The organism is Mesorhizobium sp. L2C066B000 (genome assembly GCF_000502335.1).
In the GTDB taxonomy this organism is placed as follows: Bacteria; Pseudomonadota; Alphaproteobacteria; order Rhizobiales; family Rhizobiaceae; genus Mesorhizobium.
This window is the reverse complement of sequence record NZ_AYWZ01000003.1, coordinates 38,621-59,323: the sequence shown is the minus strand read 5'-3', so window position 1 is coordinate 59,323 and position 20,703 is coordinate 38,621. Positions and strand designations below refer to the sequence as shown.

The 20,703-nt window shown below is 63.6% G+C and carries 18 protein-coding genes and 2 pseudogenes; 5 read left to right on the top strand and 15 right to left on the bottom strand.

Going from position 1 to position 20,703, the window contains the following annotated elements; genetic code table 11:
* Window positions 1-83: 83 nt before the first annotated feature.
* Window positions 84-791 (bottom strand): transglycosylase domain-containing protein, encoded by a 708-nt coding sequence (locus tag X733_RS154870; RefSeq protein ID WP_050588540.1) that lies wholly within the window; start codon window positions 789-791, stop codon window positions 84-86.
* A gap of 132 nt (window positions 792-923) precedes the next feature.
* Here X733_RS154870 and X733_RS154875 point away from each other — a divergent pair, with 132 nt between their 5' ends.
* Window positions 924-1,841, top strand: coding sequence for a polyprenyl synthetase family protein (locus X733_RS154875; protein WP_023818415.1), 918 nt, complete (start codon window positions 924-926; stop codon window positions 1,839-1,841).
* A 97-nt stretch (window positions 1,842-1,938) separates the two neighbouring features.
* On the opposite strand, the gene X733_RS154880 is transcribed toward X733_RS154875, so the two are convergent.
* Window positions 1,939-2,940 carry an NADP-dependent oxidoreductase gene (locus tag X733_RS154880; protein ID WP_023818414.1) on the bottom strand — a complete coding sequence of 334 codons (1,002 nt, stop codon included), beginning with the start codon at window positions 2,938-2,940 and terminating at the stop codon, window positions 1,939-1,941.
* 68 nt (window positions 2,941-3,008) lie between these two features.
* A complete protein-coding gene (locus X733_RS154885) occupies window positions 3,009-3,824 on the bottom strand; it encodes an oxidoreductase (RefSeq protein ID WP_023742781.1) in 816 nt (271 codons plus the stop codon).
* A gap of 105 nt (window positions 3,825-3,929) precedes the next feature.
* On the opposite strand from X733_RS154885, the gene X733_RS154890 reads away from it, so the two are divergent.
* The gene (locus X733_RS154890; protein WP_023818413.1) at window positions 3,930-4,514 is read left to right on the top strand and encodes a TetR/AcrR family transcriptional regulator; all 585 of its coding nucleotides are present in this window, start codon (window positions 3,930-3,932) and stop codon (window positions 4,512-4,514) included.
* Between the two features lie 115 nt (window positions 4,515-4,629).
* Here X733_RS154890 and X733_RS01000000166100 read toward each other — a convergent pair.
* The 6 genes and pseudogenes from X733_RS01000000166100 to X733_RS154915 form a co-directional block, all read right to left on the bottom strand.
* Window positions 4,630-5,486 (bottom strand): annotated as a pseudogene (locus X733_RS01000000166100) (sigma-70 family RNA polymerase sigma factor).
* Window positions 5,486-5,959 carry a carboxymuconolactone decarboxylase family protein gene (locus X733_RS154895; protein ID WP_023673089.1) on the bottom strand — a complete coding sequence of 158 codons (474 nt, stop codon included), beginning with the start codon at window positions 5,957-5,959 and terminating at the stop codon, window positions 5,486-5,488. The pseudogene X733_RS01000000166100 and the gene X733_RS154895 overlap by 1 nt, the downstream one beginning before the upstream one ends.
* Before the next feature lie 98 nt (window positions 5,960-6,057).
* On the bottom strand, window positions 6,058-7,158 hold the full coding sequence (locus tag X733_RS154900) for an ABC transporter ATP-binding protein (RefSeq protein WP_245274406.1): 1,101 nt from the start codon (window positions 7,156-7,158) through the stop codon (window positions 6,058-6,060).
* Between the two features lie 14 nt (window positions 7,159-7,172).
* Entirely contained in the window at window positions 7,173-9,317 is a 2,145-nt protein-coding gene (locus X733_RS154905; protein ID WP_023818411.1) for an iron ABC transporter permease, read from the bottom strand.
* Between the two features lie 290 nt (window positions 9,318-9,607).
* Window positions 9,608-10,660 carry an ABC transporter substrate-binding protein gene (locus X733_RS154910; RefSeq protein WP_023673092.1) on the bottom strand — a complete coding sequence of 351 codons (1,053 nt, stop codon included), beginning with the start codon at window positions 10,658-10,660 and terminating at the stop codon, window positions 9,608-9,610.
* Window positions 10,661-10,694: 34 nt separating this feature from the next.
* Window positions 10,695-11,528, bottom strand: a complete 834-nt coding sequence (locus X733_RS154915; RefSeq protein ID WP_050588648.1) for an inositol monophosphatase — start codon at window positions 11,526-11,528, stop codon at window positions 10,695-10,697.
* 218 nt (window positions 11,529-11,746) lie between these two features.
* Here X733_RS154915 and X733_RS154920 point away from each other — a divergent pair, with 218 nt between their 5' ends.
* The 3 genes and pseudogenes from X733_RS154920 (at window position 11,747) to X733_RS01000000166095 (ending at window position 15,424) form a co-directional block, all read left to right on the top strand.
* Window positions 11,747-12,766, top strand: coding sequence for a substrate-binding domain-containing protein (locus tag X733_RS154920; protein ID WP_031195645.1), 1,020 nt, complete (start codon window positions 11,747-11,749; stop codon window positions 12,764-12,766).
* A gap of 37 nt (window positions 12,767-12,803) precedes the next feature.
* Window positions 12,804-12,989 carry a hypothetical protein gene (locus tag X733_RS154925; protein ID WP_023818408.1) on the top strand — a complete coding sequence of 62 codons (186 nt, stop codon included), beginning with the start codon at window positions 12,804-12,806 and terminating at the stop codon, window positions 12,987-12,989.
* An 85-nt stretch (window positions 12,990-13,074) separates the two neighbouring features.
* Window positions 13,075-15,424: pseudogene (locus X733_RS01000000166095) on the top strand (response regulator).
* On the opposite strand, the gene X733_RS154930 reads toward X733_RS01000000166095, so the two are convergent.
* From X733_RS154930 to X733_RS154955, 6 genes are all read right to left on the bottom strand, one after another.
* A complete protein-coding gene (locus X733_RS154930) occupies window positions 15,425-16,177 on the bottom strand; it encodes a Stf0 family sulfotransferase (protein ID WP_023818407.1) in 753 nt (250 codons plus the stop codon).
* A gap of 80 nt (window positions 16,178-16,257) precedes the next feature.
* Window positions 16,258-17,388 carry a sterol desaturase family protein gene (locus X733_RS154935; protein WP_023818406.1) on the bottom strand — a complete coding sequence of 377 codons (1,131 nt, stop codon included), beginning with the start codon at window positions 17,386-17,388 and terminating at the stop codon, window positions 16,258-16,260.
* Between the two features lie 166 nt (window positions 17,389-17,554).
* Window positions 17,555-18,103, bottom strand: a complete 549-nt coding sequence (locus X733_RS154940; protein WP_023818405.1) for a chloramphenicol phosphotransferase — start codon at window positions 18,101-18,103, stop codon at window positions 17,555-17,557.
* A gap of 8 nt (window positions 18,104-18,111) precedes the next feature.
* Entirely contained in the window at window positions 18,112-18,969 is an 858-nt protein-coding gene (locus X733_RS154945) for a lytic transglycosylase domain-containing protein (protein ID WP_023818404.1), read from the bottom strand.
* Between the two features lie 3 nt (window positions 18,970-18,972).
* Window positions 18,973-20,226 carry a flavodoxin-dependent (E)-4-hydroxy-3-methylbut-2-enyl-diphosphate synthase gene (gene ispG / locus X733_RS154950; protein WP_023715044.1) on the bottom strand — a complete coding sequence of 418 codons (1,254 nt, stop codon included), beginning with the start codon at window positions 20,224-20,226 and terminating at the stop codon, window positions 18,973-18,975.
* A gap of 287 nt (window positions 20,227-20,513) precedes the next feature.
* Window positions 20,514-20,693, bottom strand: coding sequence for a YdcH family protein (locus tag X733_RS154955; protein WP_023684024.1), 180 nt, complete (start codon window positions 20,691-20,693; stop codon window positions 20,514-20,516).
* Window positions 20,694-20,703: the final 10 nt, after the last annotated feature.

The window sequence follows — 20,703 nt, the reverse complement described above, 5'->3', positions numbered from 1 at the left end:
TGAGAAAGTCGGGTGCCTATACACGCCCTGCGCCGTTTTGGCCAGCACCGTGGCGATTTTTTTTGAGCCGGCAGCGGTTCGACCTAATCAAGACAACCGACATACGCGCCCGAACGGCCGGCGCGGCGTTCGATCAGCGACGCCAGCCGCCGCAGACCCGGACCGGGCTTGGCCGGATTGCGGGCGATCGGATTGGGCAGCGAGACGGCGAGCAATGCCGCCTGCCGCCGCGACAGCTGCTTGGCCGAAACGCCGAAATGATGCTGGGCCGCCGCCTCGATGCCGTAAACGCCCGGCCCCCATTCGGCGATGTTGAGGTAGATCTCCATGATCCGCCGTTTCGACATCACCGCGTCGAAATAGACGGCCAGCGGCAGTTCGACCACCTTGCGCACCGAGCCCAGCGGCCGCGACCACAGGAAAAGGTTCTTCACCGTCTGCATGGTGATGGTCGAGGCGCCGCGCGTCGCCTCGCCGGCCAGCGCATCGTCGACGACGCCGCGCAATTCGCCGAGATCGATGCCGCGATGGAAGCAGAACTGACCGTCCTCCGACATGATCACCGAATTGGCCAGCACCGGCGACACATCGTCGATCGACACCCAGCGCCGGTCGTAGCCGGAAAATGTCGCGAGGTCTTTGACCATCAAGGTCGATATCGGATGCACGAAGGACGGCAGATAGAGGAAGGTCAGCCCAACGGGTATCGCCGCCAGCACGGCGGCGACGACCAGGCAACGCCGGGCGAGGCGCTTCAGACCGGCGCGGTTCACGCGCCTCGGTCGCGCCATCTCAAACCCTTCGGTTTCATGATCGACGATCGGTTCCGTCAAGCCGCCCCCACCCGCGCCACTCTCCCGCCTCCGGCATAATGGCGCGAGGCTTCTTGCGCAACGTCTGAGTGTCGGCTACCGCTCCCGGCCATGACGAAAGACGAGCAATTGGCCTTTGAGGCCGCACTTCTGGGGCGGGCGGCGGCGATCGAGGCCGGGCTCAGGCTGCTGCTCGACGGCCGCACGCTTGCCGGCGAGATCGCCCGGCCGGAGCGTCTGATGGCGGCCATGCGCCATGGCGTGCTGAACGGCGGCAAGCGGCTGCGCCCCTTCCTGCTCATGGAAAGTGCCGCCCTTTTTGGCGCCGATGGCGAGGCGGCGATGCGCGTGGCGGCGGCGCTCGAATGCGTGCATTGCTATTCGCTGATCCATGACGATCTGCCTGCCATGGACGACGACGATCTGCGCCGCGGCCAGCCGACCGTGCACAAGGCCTTCGATGAAGCCACCGCCATACTTGCCGGCGATGCGCTTCTGACGCTTGCCTTCGATGTCCTCGCCGATGAGGCGACGGCGCTGCCGGCGGAGCGCAGGGCGGCGCTGGTGCTGGCGCTGGCGCGCGCCGCCGGCACGGGGGGCATGGTCGGCGGGCAGACGCTCGATCTCGAAGCCGAGCGCAACAGGCCGGACGAGGCCGGCATCGTCCGGCTGCAGGCGATGAAAACCGGCGCGCTGATCCGCTACGCCTGCGAAGCCGGCGCGATCATTGCCGGCGCTGCACCGCAGGACCGCGACCGGCTGGCCGAATTCGGCTCGGCGGTCGGGCTTGCCTTCCAGCTTGCCGACGACCTGCTCGACCTGACCGCCGATGCCAGCCAGATGGGCAAGGCGACCGGCAAGGACGCAGCCGCCGGCAAGGCGACGCTGGTCGCGCTGCATGGCGCGAACTGGGCGCGCAGCCAGCTCCATGGGCTGGTCAAGCAGGCCCATGAATTGCTTGAGCCTTACGGTGAACAGGCAGTCTTGCTGAAGGCAGCGGCAAGCTTCGTTGCAATCCGCAACAACTGAGGTTTGGGCGATCGGATGCCGAACCGTTTTCGGAATTTGTCGGCCTTGCGCTGCCTTGCTTTGGTGTCTCTCAAATGCCCCAAAGCAACTGCGCGCTCTATCTGACCTTGACGACGACCTTGCCCTTGGCGCGTCCTGTTTCGACGTAAGCCAGCGCCTCATTGGTCGCTTCAAAAGGAAAGACCCTGTCGACGACCGGGCGAATCGCCCCATCTTCGATGAGGGACGTGATTTTGCTCAGTTGCTCACCTTGCGCCGACATGAACAGGAACGAAAATCCCACCCCCCGGCGCTTGGCTTTGGTCCTGATACCACGGCTCAGCAGCCGCAGCAGCAGCCTTAGCACCACGTTCAGTCCCTGTTTCCTGGCAAATTCGGGATCCGGAGGACCGGAAATCGAGATGAGCTTCCCACCCGGTTTCAGCACAGTCAGGGATTTCTCAAGCGTCTTGGCGTCCTGGCTGTTCAGGACGACGTCGTAGCCCGACAGGATTTTCTCGAAGTCGTCCTTCCTGTAGTCGACGACGACATCGGCGCCGAGATCCCTGACCAGATCGTTGCTTGCCGCGCCCGCTGTTGTCGCAACGATCGCGCCGAGGTGCTTTGCCAACTGGATGGCGAATGTCCCCACGCCGCCGGAGCCAGCCTGGATGAAGATCTTCTGGCCTGTCTTCAGACCCGCCCTCTCGATGAGAGCCTGCCAGGCGGTCAGACCGACCAGCGGGATCGAGGCCGCCTCTTCCATGCTGAGGTTCGCCGGCTTCAGCGCCACGTCGGCTTCATCGATTGCGATGAATTCGACGAATGTCCCGATCCGGCCGTCGGGCGGCCGCGCATAGACGGCGTCGCCGGGTTTGAATTTGCGGACTTTCGAGCCCACCCTGACAACCCTCCCGGCAACGTCGTGACCGAGGATGAAGGGCCGGCGATAGGGAAGGACGAGTTTGAATTCGCCGGTCCTGATTTTGGAATCCAGCAGGTTCACCCCGGCGGCATGGACCTCGACCAGGACGTCATTGTCCAGCAGCTCCGGCTCCGGCATCTCGGCCAGCCGCAAAATGCCTTTCTTGCTATATTTATCGACAACGAATGCCTTCATGGCAGTGACTTTCTGGAAGTGTCTGTTGGCGTGCCGTTTGTGCGTGAAATTCTTCGTCCCACCGTCGTTCAGACCGGCAGGCGGAACTGCTTGCGCAAGGTCTTGTCGAACATCTCCGCGGGGGCGAAGCGGCGCAGCAGGCTGACCTGGCGCGCTGCCTTGCCGGCGGTGTAGCGCCGTCGCGGACGGGCATCGGTCGCTGCCTTGACGACCACATCCGCCACCACTTCCGGGCGATCGGCCTTGGGCATCACATCGGCAAGCAGCGCCTTTAGACCGGCGCGCGCCTGATCGTAGTCCTTTAATAGGGAATCCGGCTCGATGCCGTTCTGGTCGAAGACGGTGCGCACGAATGCCGGCTCGATGACCGAGACGCGAATGTTGAAGGCGCGAACCTCATGATCGAGCGATTCCGAATAGCCCTCCAGCGCGTGCTTGACCGCCGAGTAGTGCGCTGAGTATGGCGCGGGCACCAATCCCAGAATCGAGCCGATGTTGACGATGCGCCCTTGGCCGCGGCGCCGCATCGACGGCAACACCGCATTGGTCATGCGCATGACGCCGAACAGATTGACGTCGAACAGAACCTGCACCTGTGCGACCGAAGATTCCTCGGCGCCGCCAAGCAGGCCGACACCGGCATTGTTGACCAAGAGGTCGATGCGGCCGGTCTGGGCCAGCACGGTTGCAACGAGGGCGCTGACGGACTCCCCGTCGGTCACGTCGCAGGTCAGCATGGACACCTTAGCCGGGCCGTTGCCGGCCTTGCTGCGGCTTGTCCCGAAGACGGTATACCCCGCCCGCGCCAAGGCCTCGGCACTGGCGCGGCCGATGCCCGAAGAGGCTCCGGTCACGACTGCGGTCTTTCCAGAGTTCGCATTCATTTTTTATGCTCCAAAGCCACTGGGGCTAGCTTTCGTTCGCTGGTTGAATTATGATCATAATATCAAATTACGACCGTAATGCAATAGCAGAAAGGAATAACAGCCATGCGCTACGAAAAGGGCCGAAAGGACGCCTCCCGCGATCGCATCGTGGAGGTCGCAGCCCAGCGTTTTCGCGGTGACGGCATCGCCGCGTCCGGACTGGCAGCCATTATGGGCGACGCCGGACTGACGAACGGAGCCTTCTATCCGCATTTCCAGTCCAAGGCGGAGCTCGTGCGTGAAAGCCTTGTAGCGGCACTGGAGAGCCAGGTGCAGCAACTGCAGGAGGTATTGGCCGCCGGTGGTCCGGAGATGGGCATAGCGGCGTATCTGTCAGCTGCGCACCGGGACAACCCGGGAACGGGCTGCGCCAACGCCGCGCTGCTCCCGGAACTCGCGCGTCAGCCGCTCGAAACGCGACAAGTCTATACCGAACGCTTGCTGGTTCTGGTGCGCCAGTTGTCTGCAGCGCTTCCGCAGGCCAGGGATCCGGAAGGCGTTGCCATGGGCGTCTTTGCGACCCTCATCGGCGCGCTTCAACTGGCCCGCGCGGTGGCAGGGACCGAATTGTCGGATCGCTTCCTTGCGGCAGGAGCAGATGCCGCGCGCAGGCTGATCCAGCCACGTGACGGCGAGAAGGCATCCTAGAGGTCGGTGGCGGCAGCGGCAAAGGGCAGCCCTGACATCGTCCTCGGGTCGCACACAGGAAGGGCCGGCTTTTGGAGGCGGGCCGAACCGGTATTTCGCTCCGATTCAATCGGGTCTAACGCAGATGCCTGAGCTTGTCGGGATTGCGCATGACATAGACGGCCGCGATCTTCCCGTCCTCGATGTCAAGCGCGGTCGTCTGCAGTTCGCCATCGGCCTCCCGCGTGACGAACCCCGGCAGTCCATTGACGAAGCCGATGCGCACCAGCGTCGAGCGATTGTCGCGCAGCCAGGCCGCGACTTGCGCGTATTGTTTCATGACGGCGTCGAAGCCCAGCACCGGCGCCAAAGCCGCCGAACGCTTGCCGCCGCCATCGGCATGAGCGCTGACATCTTCCGTCAGCAGCGCGCCGAGCGCCTGCATGTCGCCGCTACGCGATGCCGCGAAAAAAGCTTCGGCGATCTCCAGGCCACGCTGCTTCTCCACCTTGAAGCGGGGCCGCGCCTGGCGGACATGGCCCCGTGCGCGAGCGGCAAGCTGGCGGCAGGCGGCTGAATCGCGCTCGATGGCGGTCGCGACCTCCTCGAATTCCAGCCCGAACACATCGTGCAGGAGAAAGCCGCCCGCTCGAGCGGCGAAAGCCGCTCCAGCGCCAACATCAGCGGCAAGGTGACATCTTCAAGATCGTCCTCTTCGACGATCGGCTCGGGCAGCCAAGGGCCGATATAGGTCTCGCGCTGGCGCCGCGTGGATTTGAGCTGGTCAAGGCAAAGCCGCGTCACCGTGCGGCGCAGGAACGCTTCTGGCTCGCGAACCTGCGAGCGGTCGGTCCCCATCCAGCGGATGAAGGCATCCTGCACGACATCCTCGGCGTCGCTCACCGAGCCCAGCATGCGATAGGCGACCCGCATCAGCTTCGGACGCAGCGGGCCGAAGCCCGCTGCCGCGTCGTCGGGTGCCGTCGCCGTCATCAGGCCGCCTTGGCGCTGGCGCGTATCGTTGCTGCGTCGGTGTAGAGCCCGAAGCCAACGGCGATGCGGTTCCAGCCATTGATGATGTTTATCAAAACGGTGAGCTTCACCTGCTCCTCCTCGGTGAAATGCGCCTTAAGATCATCATAGGCGCTTTCGCGGTCCTGTCCTTCCGAGAGGCGCGTCAGCGCATCGGTCCAGCCGAGCGCGGCACGCTCGCGGTCGCTGTAGCAGGGCGCCTCGCGCCAGGCCGGCAGCAGATAGATGCGCTGCTCGGTCTCGCCATTCTCGCGGGCTTCGGTGGCATGCAGGTTGATGCAGTTGGCGCAGCCATTGATCTGCGACGCCCGAAGCTTCACCAGCTCGTTGAGGCTGTGCTCGAGCCCGGCGGCGACGGAGAGTTCGGTCGATGCACGCTGCCACTGCTTGATCAGCGCAGGGGCGGCGGCGAAGAGGTCGATCTTGGCGGTCATGATTGCAGTCCTTGTGTTGGATACGACATCATGACGAGGCAGGTCCGGCCGGTGTGACATTCAGGCTGGATTTTTTCGAAGGTGCTTTCCCGGCGCGTTCAATCGTCTTTGATCAGCACGATCTTCGCCGGATCGAAATCGATCCCGACCATCGTCCCTTCCGCCACGGCGGGTGTGACATCAGGCGATGTCGCGAACAGTTCGACCGCCGGATCGCTGATCGCGATCCGGTATTCCATGTGGTCGCCGAGATACGAGCTCTTGACCACCTGGCCCTTCATGGTGCCCGCTGGCTGGCCGGGCAAGATGCGCACGGCATTCGGGCGCACAGCGAGCATCGCCGGCCCCGGAGCGTTACCGCGAGCCGGCATGTCGAGCAGCAAGGGTCCGACCTTGACCCTGGCACTGGTCGCACTGCTGGAAAGCACCTCGACGTCGAGCAGATTGGCGTCGCCCATGAAGTCGGCGATGAAACGGTTGGTCGGCTCGTTGTAGAGGTCGCGCGGCGTGCCGTCCTGGGCGACGCGAGCGGCGTTCATGACGATGATGCGGTCGGAGACGGCGAGCGCCTCTTCCTGGTCATGCGTGACATAGACCATGGTCAGCGCCAGATCTTGCTGCAGGCCGCGGATTTCGTCGCGCACCCGCCGGCGCAGCTTGGCGTCGAGATTGGACAGCGGCTCGTCGAACAGCAGCACCTTCGGCTCCAGTACGATGGCGCGCGCCACCGCGACGCGCTGCTGCTGGCCGCCGGACAATTCGCTCGGCTGGCGCTTCTCGTAGCCGGACAGGCCGACAAGCGACAGCTTTTCGGCGGCGCGCTCGGCTGCCTGCGCCTTGCCAAGCCCCATCGCCCGCAGGCCGTAGCTAACATTCTCCATCACGTTCATATGCGGAAACAGCGCATAGGACTGGAACACCATGGAGACATCGCGCTCGGCGGCGGACAGCAAGGTGACGTCCTTGTCGTCGATCAGGATGCGCCCGGTGCTGGTCTGTTCCAGCCCGGCGATCAGCCTGAGCGTCGTGGTCTTGCCGCAACCCGAGGGCCCGAGCAGCGTCACCAGGCTGGCCGCCGCGATGTCGAAGCTGACATTGTCGACGGCGGTCACCGCGCCATATTGCTTGGTGACGCCCTCGAACCGCACCGCTGGCCTGTCCGTCGCAACCGGGGCAGCAGTCTTCGCCGTCTGATCCACGCCGCTTCTCCCCATCAGATTGCTGCCACAACGGCTTCCGGACCAGGCCGGCGCCGGCCGAGCCGGCGTTCGCCGACCAGCAGCTGGATGCCGATGAGGATGACCATCATGACGACGATCATCACCGCCGAATAGACAATCGCGATGCCGTATTCGCCGACATCTGCGCGCCCGACAATGTAGACCGTGGCGAGGTTGAACCGGCCGCTCGCCAGGAAGATGACGGCGCTGACCGCCGTCACCGCGCGCACGAAACTGTAGATCATCGCGGTCACGATCGCCGGCTTCAGGATCGGCAGGATCACCCGCCGCAAGGTAGCAAAAGACCGCGCCCCAAGCGTCAGCGATGCCTCGTCCAGGCTCTTGTCGATCTGGCCCAGATTGGCGAGCCCGGCACGGATCGCCACCGGCATGTTGCGGAAGATGAAGGAGATGACGATGATCAGCCCGGTGCCGGTCAATTGCACCGGCGGCACGTTGAAGGCAAGGATATAGCTGACGCCGATCACCGTGCCGGGAATGGCGAAACTCATCATGGCCAGGAATTCGAACATGGTGCGCCCGGCGAAACGCTGCCGGTCGAGCAGATAGGCCGTCAGGATGCCGAGCGCCGCGGTGAACGGCATGGCCACCAGCGCCAGGCCGATGGTCATCAGCAGCGACGGCCAGGCCGAGCCGCTGAAAAACCAGCCATTGACGCCTTTCTCGATCGAAAAGGCGGTGAGGAAATATTCGAGCGTCGGCGTGTTGTCGCGCCCGATCGATTGCACGAAACCGCCGCCCAGGATGATGCCGTAGACCACGATGGTCAGAACCAGCCACGGAACGACGGCGGCGTAGCAGCCGATCCGCAAGGCCTTGGGCAGCGTCGCCGATACACCGCCATCGCCCTTGCCTGCGACGGTGACGTAGCTGCGGCTGCCGATCCAGCGGCGCTGGATGACGAAGGCTGCCAGCGTGAACATCAACAGCACGATCGCCAGCACCGCCGCGCGGCCCTGGTCGTGCGCCGCACCGACCACTGCAAAGAAGATGTCGGTCGACAGCACGTTGAAGTTTCCGCCCAGCACCAGCGGATTGGCGAAATCGGCCATGCTCTCGATAAACGAAATCAGGAAGGCGCTGGCCAGCCCCGGCCGGATCAACGGCCAGGTGACGGTGCGAAACGTGCGCCAGCGACTGGCGCGCAAGGTCTGCGACGCTTCCTCCATGCTTGGGCTGACCCCTTGCAGCACGCCGACCAGAACCAGGAAGGCGATCGGCGTGAAGGCCAGCACCTGCGCGATGGTGATGCCGGCCATGCCATAGATCCAGCGGCTGCGCGGAATGCCGAGATGCACCGACATGAGGTTGGTGACGATGCCGGCGCGGCCGAAAAGCAGGATCAGCGCCAGGCCGATGACAAAGGGCGGCGTGATGATCGGCAGGATGGACAGGCCGCGCAGCAGCCATTTGGCCGGCAGCTTGGTGCGAAGCGCAATCAGCGCCAGAGCCAGCCCAAGCGCCGTGCAGAAAAAGCCGACGAGGACTGCGATCGCCACCGTGTTCCACGCCACGCCGCAGGAGCCCTCGCCATAGAGGCAGCGCAGGCTCCATATGTTGGCGCTGAAGATTTTTTCGAAGAACAGCGCCGGCACGACATTGCCGTCATTGTCCTTGATGGCCGAGGTGAGGATCGACAGCAGCGGATAGGCGACGAACAGGATCAGCGAAGCAATCACGATTGAGAGCGAGCCGACGACGAAACGGTCGCCCTTGCACCAGCCGCGCGCGGCGAGCGCCTCGGCGATGAACATCAGCATCGCCACGGCATAGAGCGCCGCACCCCAGCCGAGCCCCGGCTGCATCGGTCCCGGCGTGCCGGCGATCTGGGTAAGCAAGCCAAATCCCCAGCCCGAATGGATGATGGAAAAGCCTTCGATGGCCAGCCACAGCAGGCCCGCCGCGCCTGCAATCGCAAGGCTCTTGGGTTTGTTGCGCGCCACCAGCCAGCTCGCCAGCAGAAGCGGCAGGACAAGCGGCAACAGCCAGGGCCGGCCACCGGGCGCCAGCATGATGGCCGGCGTCGCATCCGCCGGCTGTGCAAGCCACTCGAACGACAGGAAGCCGCCTTCGACCTTGTACCAAGGCAAGAGCACGAAGCTCGCCCACGCGGCCATCACCCAGNCCAGGGCCGGCCACCGAGCGCCAGTATGATGGCCGGCGTCGCATCCGTCGGCTGTGCCAGCCAGTCGAACGACAGGAAGCCGCCTTCGACCTTGTACCAAGGCAAGAGCACGAAGCTCGCCCACGCGGCCATCACCCAGGCGAGCGCGTTGCGTCCAGGAGCGGAACTGACCATGGAACCGGCCGCGGCCATTCAAAGTCTTTCTGTGCCAAAGGATGGTGCGCCGGCTGCCGCGAGGGGCAGCCGGCGATCAGATGCTAGAGTGAGCGCAAAAGAACGCGCTCAGCCGCCATTGCGGACCTCATCGGTGAACTTCTTCAACAGCCGCTTGCGTTCGGCCGACGAGCCATATTTGGCGAAGTCGTAGTCGATCAGCTTGATCTTCGAGAGGTCCGGCGCCTCGGGCGGCACCGGCGTGGCGGTGTTCGACGGGATCTGGAAGCTGCCGTTCGGCGCCGCGAGCTTCTGCGCGTCCGGGCTCAGCGCCCAGTCGTAGAATTTCTGCGCCTCTTCGGCATGCTTGGCGCCCGTCACGATGCTCATCGAACCGATCTCGAAGCCGGTGCCTTCGCAAGGCGACACCACCTTCACCGCCGGGTTCTGCTTGGCCGCGTTGATGACGTCGTGCTGGAAGGAGATGCCGATCAGCGTCTCGCCCTTGCCGACGGCGAGTGCCGGCGCGGCCCCTGCCTTGGTGTATTCGGCGATGTTCTTGTTGAGCTGCTTGAGATAGTCGAATGCCTTGTCCTCGCCCATCAGCTGGACGATCGTGGCAAGCATGGTCCAGGCCGTGCCCGATGAATTCGGGTCGGCCATCTCGATCTCGCCCTGGAATTCCGGCTTGACCAGGTCGGCCCAGCACGCCGGCGCGGTCAGCCCGCGCTGCTTCAGATCTTCCTCATTATAGCCGTAGCCGAGCGCACCGAGATAAATGCCGACCGTGCGGTTCTTCGACCTGTCGGCCTGCTTCAGCGCCCAGTCGCGCAAGTTTGCCAGTTGCGGCGACTTGTATTCCTGGGTGAGGCCCTCTTCCGCCGCCTGCAGATGCGGGTCGCCGGTGCCGCCCCACCAGATATCGGCTTGCGGATTGTCCTTCTCGGCCCGGAGGCGGGCGTAGATTTCGCCGGCGCTCATGCGGGTCATGTCGACGCTGACGCCCGTCTCCTTCTGGTAGGTGGTCGCCATCGCCCGGCACCAGGCCTCGTCGACGGCGCAATACATTGTGAGGCTGCGGTCGGCCGCCTGGGCGGCACTCGCCAATCCGAACATGGCCAGCGCCGCGCCAAGGCCAAGCCAGGCGGCGCGCAAGCCTTGCTTACTGTCAAATGTCTTCATCGATATTCCTCCCTGTCTTCTCACTGGAAACGATCTACCCGTCGTCGAGCGGCACTCCGATCACCTGGGACAATGTCGCCGCAACGCCGGGTGCTGCCGCTAGCACGGGATTGCCCTTCGCCATGCCGTCGCCGTCGAGGAACCGGTTCACACGGCCGCCGGCCTCCTCCACCAGCAGCAATCCGGCCAGGCAGTCCCACGAATTGATGTGCAGCTCGGCATAGGCATCCGAGCGGCCGTCGGCCACATAGGCCAGCCCAAGCGCTCCGGAGCCGGAGCGCCGCACATTGGCGCCGAGTGCCCAGACAAGGCTCACCTTGTCCAGATAGTCGCGATTGGGAATCCTGGGCGACCAGCCGAACTCGACAAAGGCGCGGTCGAACGCTTGCGTCGGCGACACATGGATCGGCGCGCCATTGCGCGTCGCGCCCTGCCCGCGACGGGCAAAGTACGTTTCGCCGATGGCCGGATTGGCAATGCCGCCGATCTCGCTGCGGCCGTCCTCGACGAAAGCTATCGAAATGCAGAAATGCGGAATACCGCGCATGAAATTGGCGGTGCCGTCGATGGGGTCGACGACCCACATGCGGGCAGAGCCGATGCCACCGCCTTCCTCGCCCAAAAACCCGTCCTGCGGAAAAGCCTCTGCCAGAGTGGCGCGAATGTGCTCCTCGACCTTGCCGTCGGTTTCAGTGACAAAATCCTGCGGGCCTTTCATCGCCACCGGCTGGACGGCGCCCTGCCGGGCATAGCCTTCCATCGCCAGTTGCCCGGCCGTGACAAGCAGTTTCCGGCAGACCTCGGCACGCCTGTCCATCTCGGCCTTGGACAGCCGGTCCGCCTTCGGATGCGCCGCCGCCCTGCTCATGCAGCCGGTCCGGACAATCGCGCCCTCAATGCCGTCTTCGGCGAAATGGACAGGGTATTCCTCCGATGCCACGCTTGAGCCGGCTTGTATTGCACGGCTGTGCAAAGCTGTTGCATTCGGCCATGCCTGTCAAGTGCGGTGGGTGGCAATGGCAGAAGAGTTGCATTACATTGCACGGCCGTGCAAAGAATCACCGAAACAGCAGCGAGAGCGTTCGCTTGACGGTTCCGAGAATCCGCACCGGATTTTCCAGCGCCCAGCAGGTTGCCGACCTCGCCGGGGTTTCACGCTCGGCCGTGTCACGTACCTTCACGCCCGGCGCTTCCGTTTCCGGGGAAACCCGCGAGCGAGTGATGCTGGCGGCCGAGCAACTCGGCTATCACGTCAACCATCTGGCTCGCGGCCTGATGCGGGCCTCGACCGGCATTGTCTGCCTCATCGTTGCCGATGGCGACACGCCCTATCATGCCCGCCTGCAGAAGGCGCTGACCCAACATCTGCGGGACGCCGGCAAAATGGCCATGGTGTTCAACACCTCCGGCCCCAGCCACCATGTCGACCAGGCGCTGCGCAACACGCTGAACTATCGCGCCGATGCGAGCATCGTTCTGTCCGGCTCGCCGCCGCAGTTGCTGATCCGCACCTGTCTTGAGAACGGCCAGCGGCTGGTGCTGATCAATCGCGATGACCGCTTCGACGGCCCGCACAATATCGGTGTCGACAACGCTGCAGCCGCAGAGGCAGCGCTGCATGCCTTCATCCGGGCCGGCTGTACCCGCCCCGCTTTGGTGACCTCGGCTGCCGGCACGCCCAGCCTGCTCTCCCGCGAAACCGCCTTCCTTACCGCCGCGCAGAAGGAAGGGCTGGAGGTGACCGTGTGGCGCGAGGGCCGCACCGGCTATGCCACCGGAGCCGATGGCGCCAGGCGACTCTTTTCCGGCCGGCAGCGGCCGGATGCGGCGTTCTGCGTGACCGACCTGATTGCGTGCGGCTTTCTCGATGCGGCCCGCCACGAGTTCGGCATCAACGTACCCCGCGATCTCTGCGTCATCGGCTTTGACGACATTGAACAGGCCGACTGGGCCTCTTACCGGCTGACGACGTTCTCGCCGCCGATCGAGGAGATCGCCAGGCGCGCCGTGCGGCTCGCGACCGGCGCGCGGGAGGAGGCTGGCAGCCGCCTGATCTGCCATGCGCCCATGGTCTGGCGCAGCACGGTGAGGCCGGGCCAGGGCTGATGCGAAACATGTGTCGGTCAAGACGGGAAACGTACTGATGTCCAAGAAAAAGGCCAGGAAGACCCGCCAGGCGGCAAGACCGGTGGAGATAGCTGTAGGCCCCGAAATCCGGAGCATGATGCGCAAGTTAGGCCTGACCGAGGAAGAAGCACTGCGCATGATGCGCGAATGCGATGCCACCCTCTATGGCGCCAACTCCGGGCACGTGCAGCCAGGATCTTGACGGCCCGCCAGGCGCGAACGGAATTTTAATGTAAATCAAGCGTAATCCCGACCGTTAAAATGATGCGTATGTGTTGGGGTTGCGCATGCCGGAATATTCTTTCTTCATCCGCTCGATCCGGATCCGCTACATCTCGGGATTGCTCATCTTTGCGCTGGCTTCCACCGCGGTGATGTTTGCGCTCAATCGCGTCAATTCCTTCCGCCACGACATCGACGCGCTGAGCAGCAATCTCGTCGTCTTCACCCGCGACCTGCGCAACGCCTCCAGCTTTGCCGAAACCGCCAGCACGACCTGGCGCACCGAAACCCGTGACGGCCTTGCCGCCGCAGCGCGCGGCCATTCGCAACGCCTGACCAGCGAGATCGAAACACTGTCCGCGGAGTTGGCCGCGATCAAGCCGAGCCTGTCGGCCAAAACGCTGGACGAACTCTCGTCGGCCGCCGTCAACGGCGACCTGTTCTGGTCGTCGCGCGACATCGTGCGCAACTTCAACCTGATGTCGGCGGCGCAACAGACCGACGAATGGAGTTCGCGCGAAATCCTCAACCAGAACGACCTGTTCGTCCAGCCGATGCTGGTGCGTGTGCGTACCGCCATGGATGGCGAACGCCATCTGGCCGACGCCTCCAGCGACAGGCTGCTGTTGTGGGCAAGCGGCCTTCTGTTCGCGGTTCTTGCCATCGTTGCCCTCTGGATCTTCCGGCCGATGGAAAATGCGATCCGCCGCGCCTTCACCGAATCCGCCGCATCCTTGTTCAAGGCCGAAGCGGCCGACCGCGCCAAATCGGAATTCCTGGCCAATATGAGCCATGAGATCCGCACGCCGATGAATGGCGTGCTGGGCATGGCCGAACTGCTCGCCAAGACCGAGCTTAACGCGCGCCAGAAAACCTTCACCGAAGTCATCGTCAAGTCCGGCAATGCGCTGCTCACCATCATCAACGACATCCTCGATTTCTCCAAGATCAATGCCGGTCAGCTGACGCTCGATCCTGCACCCTTCCGGCTTGCCGAAGCGGTCGAGGACGTGGCCACACTGGTGTCGGCGCGCGTCGCCGAAAAGAACCTCGAGCTGATCGTGCGTGTCGACCCGCGCCTGCCTGCCCATGTCGTCGGCGATGCCGGACGGTTCCGTCAGATCGTCACCAATCTGCTCGGCAATGCGGTGAAGTTCACCGAGAAGGGCCATGTGCTGATCGATGTCGGCGGCGAGGTGGTCGACGGCATGGTCCAGCTCAAGGTCCGCGTCGAGGACACAGGCATCGGCATTCCTGCCGAGAAGCTCGAGAACGTGTTCGAGAAATTCGCGCAGGTCGACGGCTCGTCGACGCGCCGCCATGAAGGCACCGGCCTCGGCCTTGCCATCGCCGCCCGCCTCATCGATCTGATGNCTGATGGGCGGCAAGATCGGCGTCGAAAGCGAGATCGGCCGCGGCTCGGTGTTCTGGTTCGCCGTGCCGCTGCCGGCGCATCAGCAGGACACGCGCAACGAGGTCGTGCCGGTCGATGTCACCGGCGCTCGCGTGCTGGTCATCGACGACAACCCGGTCAACCGCGAGATCTTGCTGGAGCAGCTCAGAAGCTGGAGCTTCGACTGCGCGGCCGCCGAAAGCGGCGCCGTCGGCCTCGCCTTTCTAGACCGGGCCAGCCAACTCGGTGCTGCGGTCGACTGCATCATCCTCGACTACCAGATGCCCGGCATGAACGGCGCCGATGTCGCCAAGGCGATTTCCGCCGACAGCCGTCTCTCCGCCATCCCGGTGGTGCTGCTGACCTCGGTCGATCAGGTCGATTTCGGCAAGATGGTCATCGATTTCGGCATCGCCGCGCATCTCACCAAGCCGGCGCGCTCGGCCGTCCTGCTCGGCACCGTCATCTCGGCAATCCAGAAAGTGCGGGCCCAGATCGGCAAGGCCCAGTTTGTTCGCGAGCCTGTTGTTCCGCAGGCGGCACCTGTGGCGCCACCCGCCTTCACCGTCATTCGCGGCCCGGCAATTCCGGCGGCCACAGTGCCTGAATCGATCGCCACGCCAAACGGCCCGATCGATATTCTGATCGCCGAGGACAATGACGTGAACCAGCTGGTGTTCGGCCAGATCCTCAATGGGCTTGGCCTCAGCTACCGCATCGCCAGCAATGGCCGCACGGCCGTCGAGATGTACCGGGCGCTGGGACCGAAGCTGATCCTCATGGACGTCTCCATGCCGGAGATGAACGGCTACGAGGCGACCCGCGCCATCCGGGCGGCGGAGGCAGCGAGTGGCAATCACACACCAATCATCGGCGTCACCGCGCACGCACTGAAGGGCGACCGCGACAAATGCATCGAGTCCGGCATGGACGACTATCTGCCCAAGCCGGTGTCGCCCGACCGTCTCGGCAGCAAGATCGGCACATGGCTCAGCGAAACGGTGGCGGTAAAGAGGGCTTGATCAAATCGCCGCGTCCAGACAATAGCGGTGCATCCAGTCGAGACTGGTCTCGTCCGAGAGCTTGGCGACGCCAGGCTTTATGTCGGCGGCATTCGGCGCCGGAACACCCAGGGCCTCGCAGATGGATGCCAATGCCGCTGCCGGATCGGCTGACAGGCGCTCATAGCCGATTCGCAGCGGGACGATCCCCTGCTCCGCGAACCAGACGTTCCAGGCCCCGTCATAGGCTTCGAGTTCGGCAAGCTCGCGCTGGATCCGCTTGAAATCGTAGCGGGGTTCCTGCGGCGGTGCGACTCGTTCGATCTCGGTTCCGTCGGGCGCGATGTGCCAAAGCCCGGTCTGCTCGGCCTTGATCAGCGACACCGCCTGCGCCAGCTTGTTTTCGCGCGAAAGATGGATGTAGAGGACCCGCCCGAAGGCCATTTCAAAGCGTGCTTTGTCCGATGGCAGGTCTGGGTAGATCCGGTCGAGGATTGCCGAGAGTTCATCCAGGTTTTCCCGCATCAGGCGCAAGCCGAAGACGCCCGTTCCGCCCCTTCCCGCGCTGATTGCCGCACCGAGATAGGCGAGGTCGAAATCATGCGCGCTCATCGTCTCGGGATGCGGCAATTTCCACTCTTCGGCCCATTCCGCCTTGTCCTGCCGCCGGTAAAATGAGTGCGGATCGCCGGCTGTTTTCGTCGATGCCAGAAGGCCGCACAGCAAGGTGCTTCCGGTTCTCGGCGTGCCGCAGATTATATAGCCGTCAAGCATCTGGGACTCTGTCGCTTGTCATGGATTGGGCTAACCCCGCCAGGGCGCGGTGACACGCGCGCTTCGCGAAGGGCTCCAGTCTAGCCGCGCCGGAAGGGATAGAGGAATTGCTGCCAGTATCCGTTCGGAACGGGATGTCCGTGAATGCCGTAGCCGTTCGGCCAGCGCCCTTCGGGCATATGGTGGGTACCGAACAGCCGGTCGAGCAGCGGGAAATGGATGGCGAAGTTTACGTCGATCGCTTCTTTCTCGAGGCCGTGATGCCAGTGGTGGTAACGCGGCGACACCAGCACCTTTTCGACTGGACCGAAACTGGTTCCGATGTTGGAATGGATGAAAGACGAATAGACGTAGACGATCAATATATACGTCTGGATAGCCGATTCATCGAACCCCAGCACGAACATCGGGGTGGCCGTCAGGCTGCGCAGCACGATGATTTCCAGGAAATGCATGCGCGCACCGGCAATCCAGTCCATCGACTTGGCGGAATGGTGCACGGCATGGAACTTCCACAGCCAGGGCATGCGATGAAAGGCCCGATGCACCCAATACTGGGCAAGGTCGGTCAGGAACATTACCGCCAGCAGTTGCACCAGCCACGGCAAGTCGTGGACCCAGGCGCGCACCGAACCAAGGGCGCCCTGCGCATTGACGAAGTTGGACGGCGCCAAGGTCAGGTAGGTCAAAATCTGCACCAGCAGCGATGAGACCAGATAGTAGAACAGGTCCTCGCGCCATTCGTCGCGGAACACGGTCTGATCCTTGTTGCGCGCGAAAAGACGTTCGAGCGGAACGAACAGCACACCCATGAACAAGGCGTTCAGGATGAAGAAATCAAGCCCGAAGAACACCCCTTCGATGTGCAGTTGATGGCGCACCGGAAGCATGCCGACCAGCGACGCCAGCAGCACAGTGAACATCGCTGCCGCGCCGAGCGTCTTTTGCCTGCGCAGCGTCATGCTGAGGATCGCCAGGATATAGCCGGAGATGAGGACGAAATAGAGCACCGGCTTGAAGAACAGCATCTGGTGGATGGGGGCCAGATCCGGCATCGATGTAAGCGACGGGTAGCGCAGCACGATGACCATCAGCAGGGCGGTGACCCCGGCAAGCAAGCCAATCGAGCCGGACAGCCAGCCAGAACCGAACGGCCGTTTGGCGCGCGGCGTTTCAAGTTCACTTACAACGCGTCTAAGGAAATTTGCCACCGCCCCCATGCCCCGCCTTTTTGACGATCGCAAAAGCTCTCGTCGAGATATCGACCTCTTTTGCTACAGCAGGGCTCATTAATATTTAATCGCCCTGCACATGACGGGTGACTATCGCTTTCGGGCGATTGGAAGAGCTATGATTGCAACAAAAGAACACCGGCCACTATAGTCGGAATCTTTCCTGGATGCGACGGGCGCATTCAAGCGGCGTCAGCCGGCTGGTGTCGACTTCGAGGTCGTAGTCTATGCCGTTGTGGACGCGTCCATATTGCCAGCGCGCCAGGCCAGGCAGCCTGTCGGCGCGCGGCCTCGCGCGCTCCCAGCACCTCCAGCGGCGCCATGACGCCACCAGATGCAGGTCGAAACCCGACAGCAGCATGCGGTGCTCCGCTATCTCGTCATTGAAGATCACGTCGTCGACAATGAGATTGTTGCGTTGCCCGGCCATGGCGGCGATGGCATGGCGCATGCCGCGCATGGCTCGCGCGCCGACCGGCCCGCTCCTGATCACCACCGACGGCTTGCCGTCTTCCAGCACGGTCTCAAAGGAAAACCCGTCGGCATGATCCTGCAGCGCCGGCGGCAGCATGTCGATGAAAGCATCCATCTGGACATGCAGGAAGGGCTCGGTGGCGATTGTTTGCAGCGCCCTGGCGATCGAGCTTTTGCCGGCGCTGCCGACGCCATTAAGCAGGACGATTTTGGCCGTCATGTCGCCCCCTATCGGTTGCGCACGACGATACAGGCGCCGCCGACGCTTTGCAGTTTCTGGCAGATGACGTTGGCGGCGGCACGGTCGTCGACACCGATCCTGACGGCGTAGATGCCGCGTCGGCCGATCGGCGTGCGCACCCGGCTGACCACCGGGTCACGACCGGAAAGCAGCGCCGGAAACCGGCTCCTGACCCGCAGCCACTGATTGATCGCCGCGCCCCTGCGGAAATTGCCGGCCACCTGGACGCCCCATGGCTTCACATTGATCGACGCCATGGCCACGGTTCTAGACATGATCACCGGCAGCTTGCGGCAGGCGACGGCAAAGCTGGTTTTCCCGTCGAGCGGCTCGATCGTTCCGGCGTAGGCGCTGTCGGAGAACTTGTCGGCCGGTTCGCCCATGATGTCGAAGACGTAGCTCTCGGTCTCCATCGGCAGGAAACCGCCGGAACCCAGCCAGCGCGAAACGCGGCTCTCGCCGGCATTGTAGGCAGCCGCCGCCAGGCCGAGATTGCCGAAGCCGGTCTTCATTTCGGCGAGATATTTCGCCGAAGCCGGGATCGCCTGGTCGATATCGAAAGGATCGGCCAGCCCCCGCATCTTGGCGGTGCCCGGCATGAACTGGGCGATGCCTTCGGCACCGACCGGGCTAACCGCATTGGGATCGAAGCGGCTTTCTTTCCAGATCAGCCGGGCGAAGTAATCCTTCGGCAGGCCGTTCCGCTCGGCATGCGTCTCGATCAGGTCACAGACACGGCCGATCAATCGTTTCGCCGCCGAGCGCGATTGCGGTGGATCGGCAAGTGCCTGTCCGGCACCCAGCCCGCAGAGCAGGATCACACCGGCTTTGAGCAGCCCCCGCATGGCTTATTCGGCCGCAGCCTTGCCGTGCTGTCCAAACCGCTGCTCGATATAATCGGCGACCATTTTTTCGAAATCGGCGGCGATCGACGGACCGCGCAGCGTCGCCGACTTCTTGCCGTCGACGAAGACGGGTGCGGTCGGCGTCTCGCCGGTGCCGGGCAGCGATATGCCGATATCGGCGTGCTTGGATTCGCCGGGGCCGTTGACGATGCAGCCCATCACCGCGACCTTGAGGTTCTCGACGCCGGGATATTTCTCCCGCCAGACCGGCATGTTCTTGCGCAAATCGGCCTGGATGTTCTGGGCGAGCTCCTGGAACACGGTGGAGGTCGTGCGACCGCAGCCGGGGCAAGCGGCGACGATCGGCACGAACTGACGGAAGCCCATGGTCTGCAGCAGTTCCTGCGAGACCTGCACCTCGCGCGTGCGGTCGCCATTCGGCTCCGGCGTCAGCGAGATGCGGATGGTGTCGCCAATGCCTTGCTGCAAGAGGATGCCCATGGCAGCCGACGAGGCGACGATGCCCTTGGATCCCATGCCGGCTTCGGTGAGGCCAAGATGCAGCGCATGGTTGGAGCGCGTGGCAAGCTCGGCATAGACGGCGATCAAATCCTGCACGCCGCTGACCTTGGCCGACAGGATGATCTTTTCGCGGGCGAGGCCTATCTCTTCGGCCATTTCGGCCGACAGGATGGCCGACTGCACGATCGCTTCGCGGGTTACTTCCTGCGCCGTCAGCGGAAAGCCTTGGCGCTGGTTTTCGTCCATCAGCCGGGTGAGCAGCTCCTGATCGAGCGACCCCCAATTGACGCCGATGCGCACCGGCTTGTCATGCCTGATCGCCATTTCGACGATCGCGGCGAACTGGCGGTCCTTCTTGTCCTTGAAGCCGACATTGCCAGGATTGATGCGGTATTTGGCCAGCGCCTCGGCACAGGCCGGATGATCGGCCAGCAGTTTGTGGCCGATATAGTGGAAGTCGCCGACCAGCGGCACATTGATGCCGAGCCGCTCGAGCCGTTCGCGGATGCGCGGCACGGCGGCGGCGCTCTCGTCACGATCGACGGTGATGCGCACGATCTCGGAGCCAGCGCGATGCAAAGCCGCAACCTGCGCGACGGTCTGGTCGATATCGGCCGTGTCGGTGTTGGTCATCGACTGCACGACGACCGGCGCGCCGCCGCCGACGACCACGCCGCCGACATCGACGCCGACCGATGTCCGGCGCGCAAAGGGGGAGGAAAAATACCCGGTCATGCCGGCAGCCTCTTGATCACCCGAGCGACATACGTCCACGTCGACGCACGCTCAATCAGCTATCAGCGCATAGCGCTGAGGTTCGGGCATGAGGTGGAGGAGCAAAGATGGCTTGTCAATGGCGACAGACAAGCAGAGCCGCCAAATCGCAGCAGCGCGGTGACCCCACAGACGGGTTTCGCCGGCCAACAGTATCGGAATCAGTAGCAAAAACAGGCCTCCGGCGGCATGTCGCCACCGGAGCGATAGTCACGCGCCAAGGCGGCGCTTCTAATCCTGGAAGGGCGTCAGTGTCTCGTCGGTTTCGCCTTCAGTTTTTCAATCTCGTCCTTGAGTGCCAGCTTGCGTCGCTTCAGATTCACGATTTCGAGGTCGTCGACCGATGGATGGTTCATCGCATCGTCGATCTCGCGTTCGATGTCACCGTGTTTCCGCTGCAACTCATCAAGATGGGATGCAAGAGACATGATTGGTTCT

Bases quoted from the DNA above. Each gene is read 5' to 3' on its own strand.
- X733_RS154955 (WP_023684024.1), bottom strand. From the start codon at position 20,693: ATGTCTCTTGCATCCCATCTTGATGAGTTGCAGCGGAAACACGGTGAC.
- X733_RS154925 (WP_023818408.1), top strand. From the start codon at position 12,804: ATGTCCAAGAAAAAGGCCAGGAAGACCCGCCAGGCGGCAAGACCGGTG.
- X733_RS154895 (WP_023673089.1), bottom strand. From the start codon at position 5,959: ATGACCGCCAAGATCGACCTCTTCGCCGCCGCCCCTGCGCTGATCAAG.
- X733_RS154915 (WP_050588648.1), bottom strand. From the start codon at position 11,528: ATGAGCAGGGCGGCGGCGCATCCGAAGGCGGACCGGCTGTCCAAGGCC.
- X733_RS154910 (WP_023673092.1), bottom strand. From the start codon at position 10,660: ATGAAGACATTTGACAGTAAGCAAGGCTTGCGCGCCGCCTGGCTTGGC.
- X733_RS154905 (WP_023818411.1), bottom strand. From the start codon at position 9,317: ATGGCCGCGTGGGCGAGCTTCGTGCTCTTGCCTTGGTACAAGGTCGAA.
- X733_RS154940 (WP_023818405.1), bottom strand. From the start codon at position 18,103: ATGACGGCCAAAATCGTCCTGCTTAATGGCGTCGGCAGCGCCGGCAAA.
- X733_RS154875 (WP_023818415.1), top strand. From the start codon at position 924: ATGACGAAAGACGAGCAATTGGCCTTTGAGGCCGCACTTCTGGGGCGG.
- X733_RS154870 (WP_050588540.1), bottom strand. From the start codon at position 791: ATGGCGCGACCGAGGCGCGTGAACCGCGCCGGTCTGAAGCGCCTCGCC.
- X733_RS154945 (WP_023818404.1), bottom strand. From the start codon at position 18,969: ATGCGGGGGCTGCTCAAAGCCGGTGTGATCCTGCTCTGCGGGCTGGGT.
- X733_RS154890 (WP_023818413.1), top strand. From the start codon at position 3,930: ATGCGCTACGAAAAGGGCCGAAAGGACGCCTCCCGCGATCGCATCGTG.
- X733_RS154880 (WP_023818414.1), bottom strand. From the start codon at position 2,940: ATGAAGGCATTCGTTGTCGATAAATATAGCAAGAAAGGCATTTTGCGG.
- X733_RS154885 (WP_023742781.1), bottom strand. From the start codon at position 3,824: ATGAATGCGAACTCTGGAAAGACCGCAGTCGTGACCGGAGCCTCTTCG.
- ispG (WP_023715044.1), bottom strand. From the start codon at position 20,226: ATGACCGGGTATTTTTCCTCCCCCTTTGCGCGCCGGACATCGGTCGGC.
- X733_RS154930 (WP_023818407.1), bottom strand. From the start codon at position 16,177: ATGCTTGACGGCTATATAATCTGCGGCACGCCGAGAACCGGAAGCACC.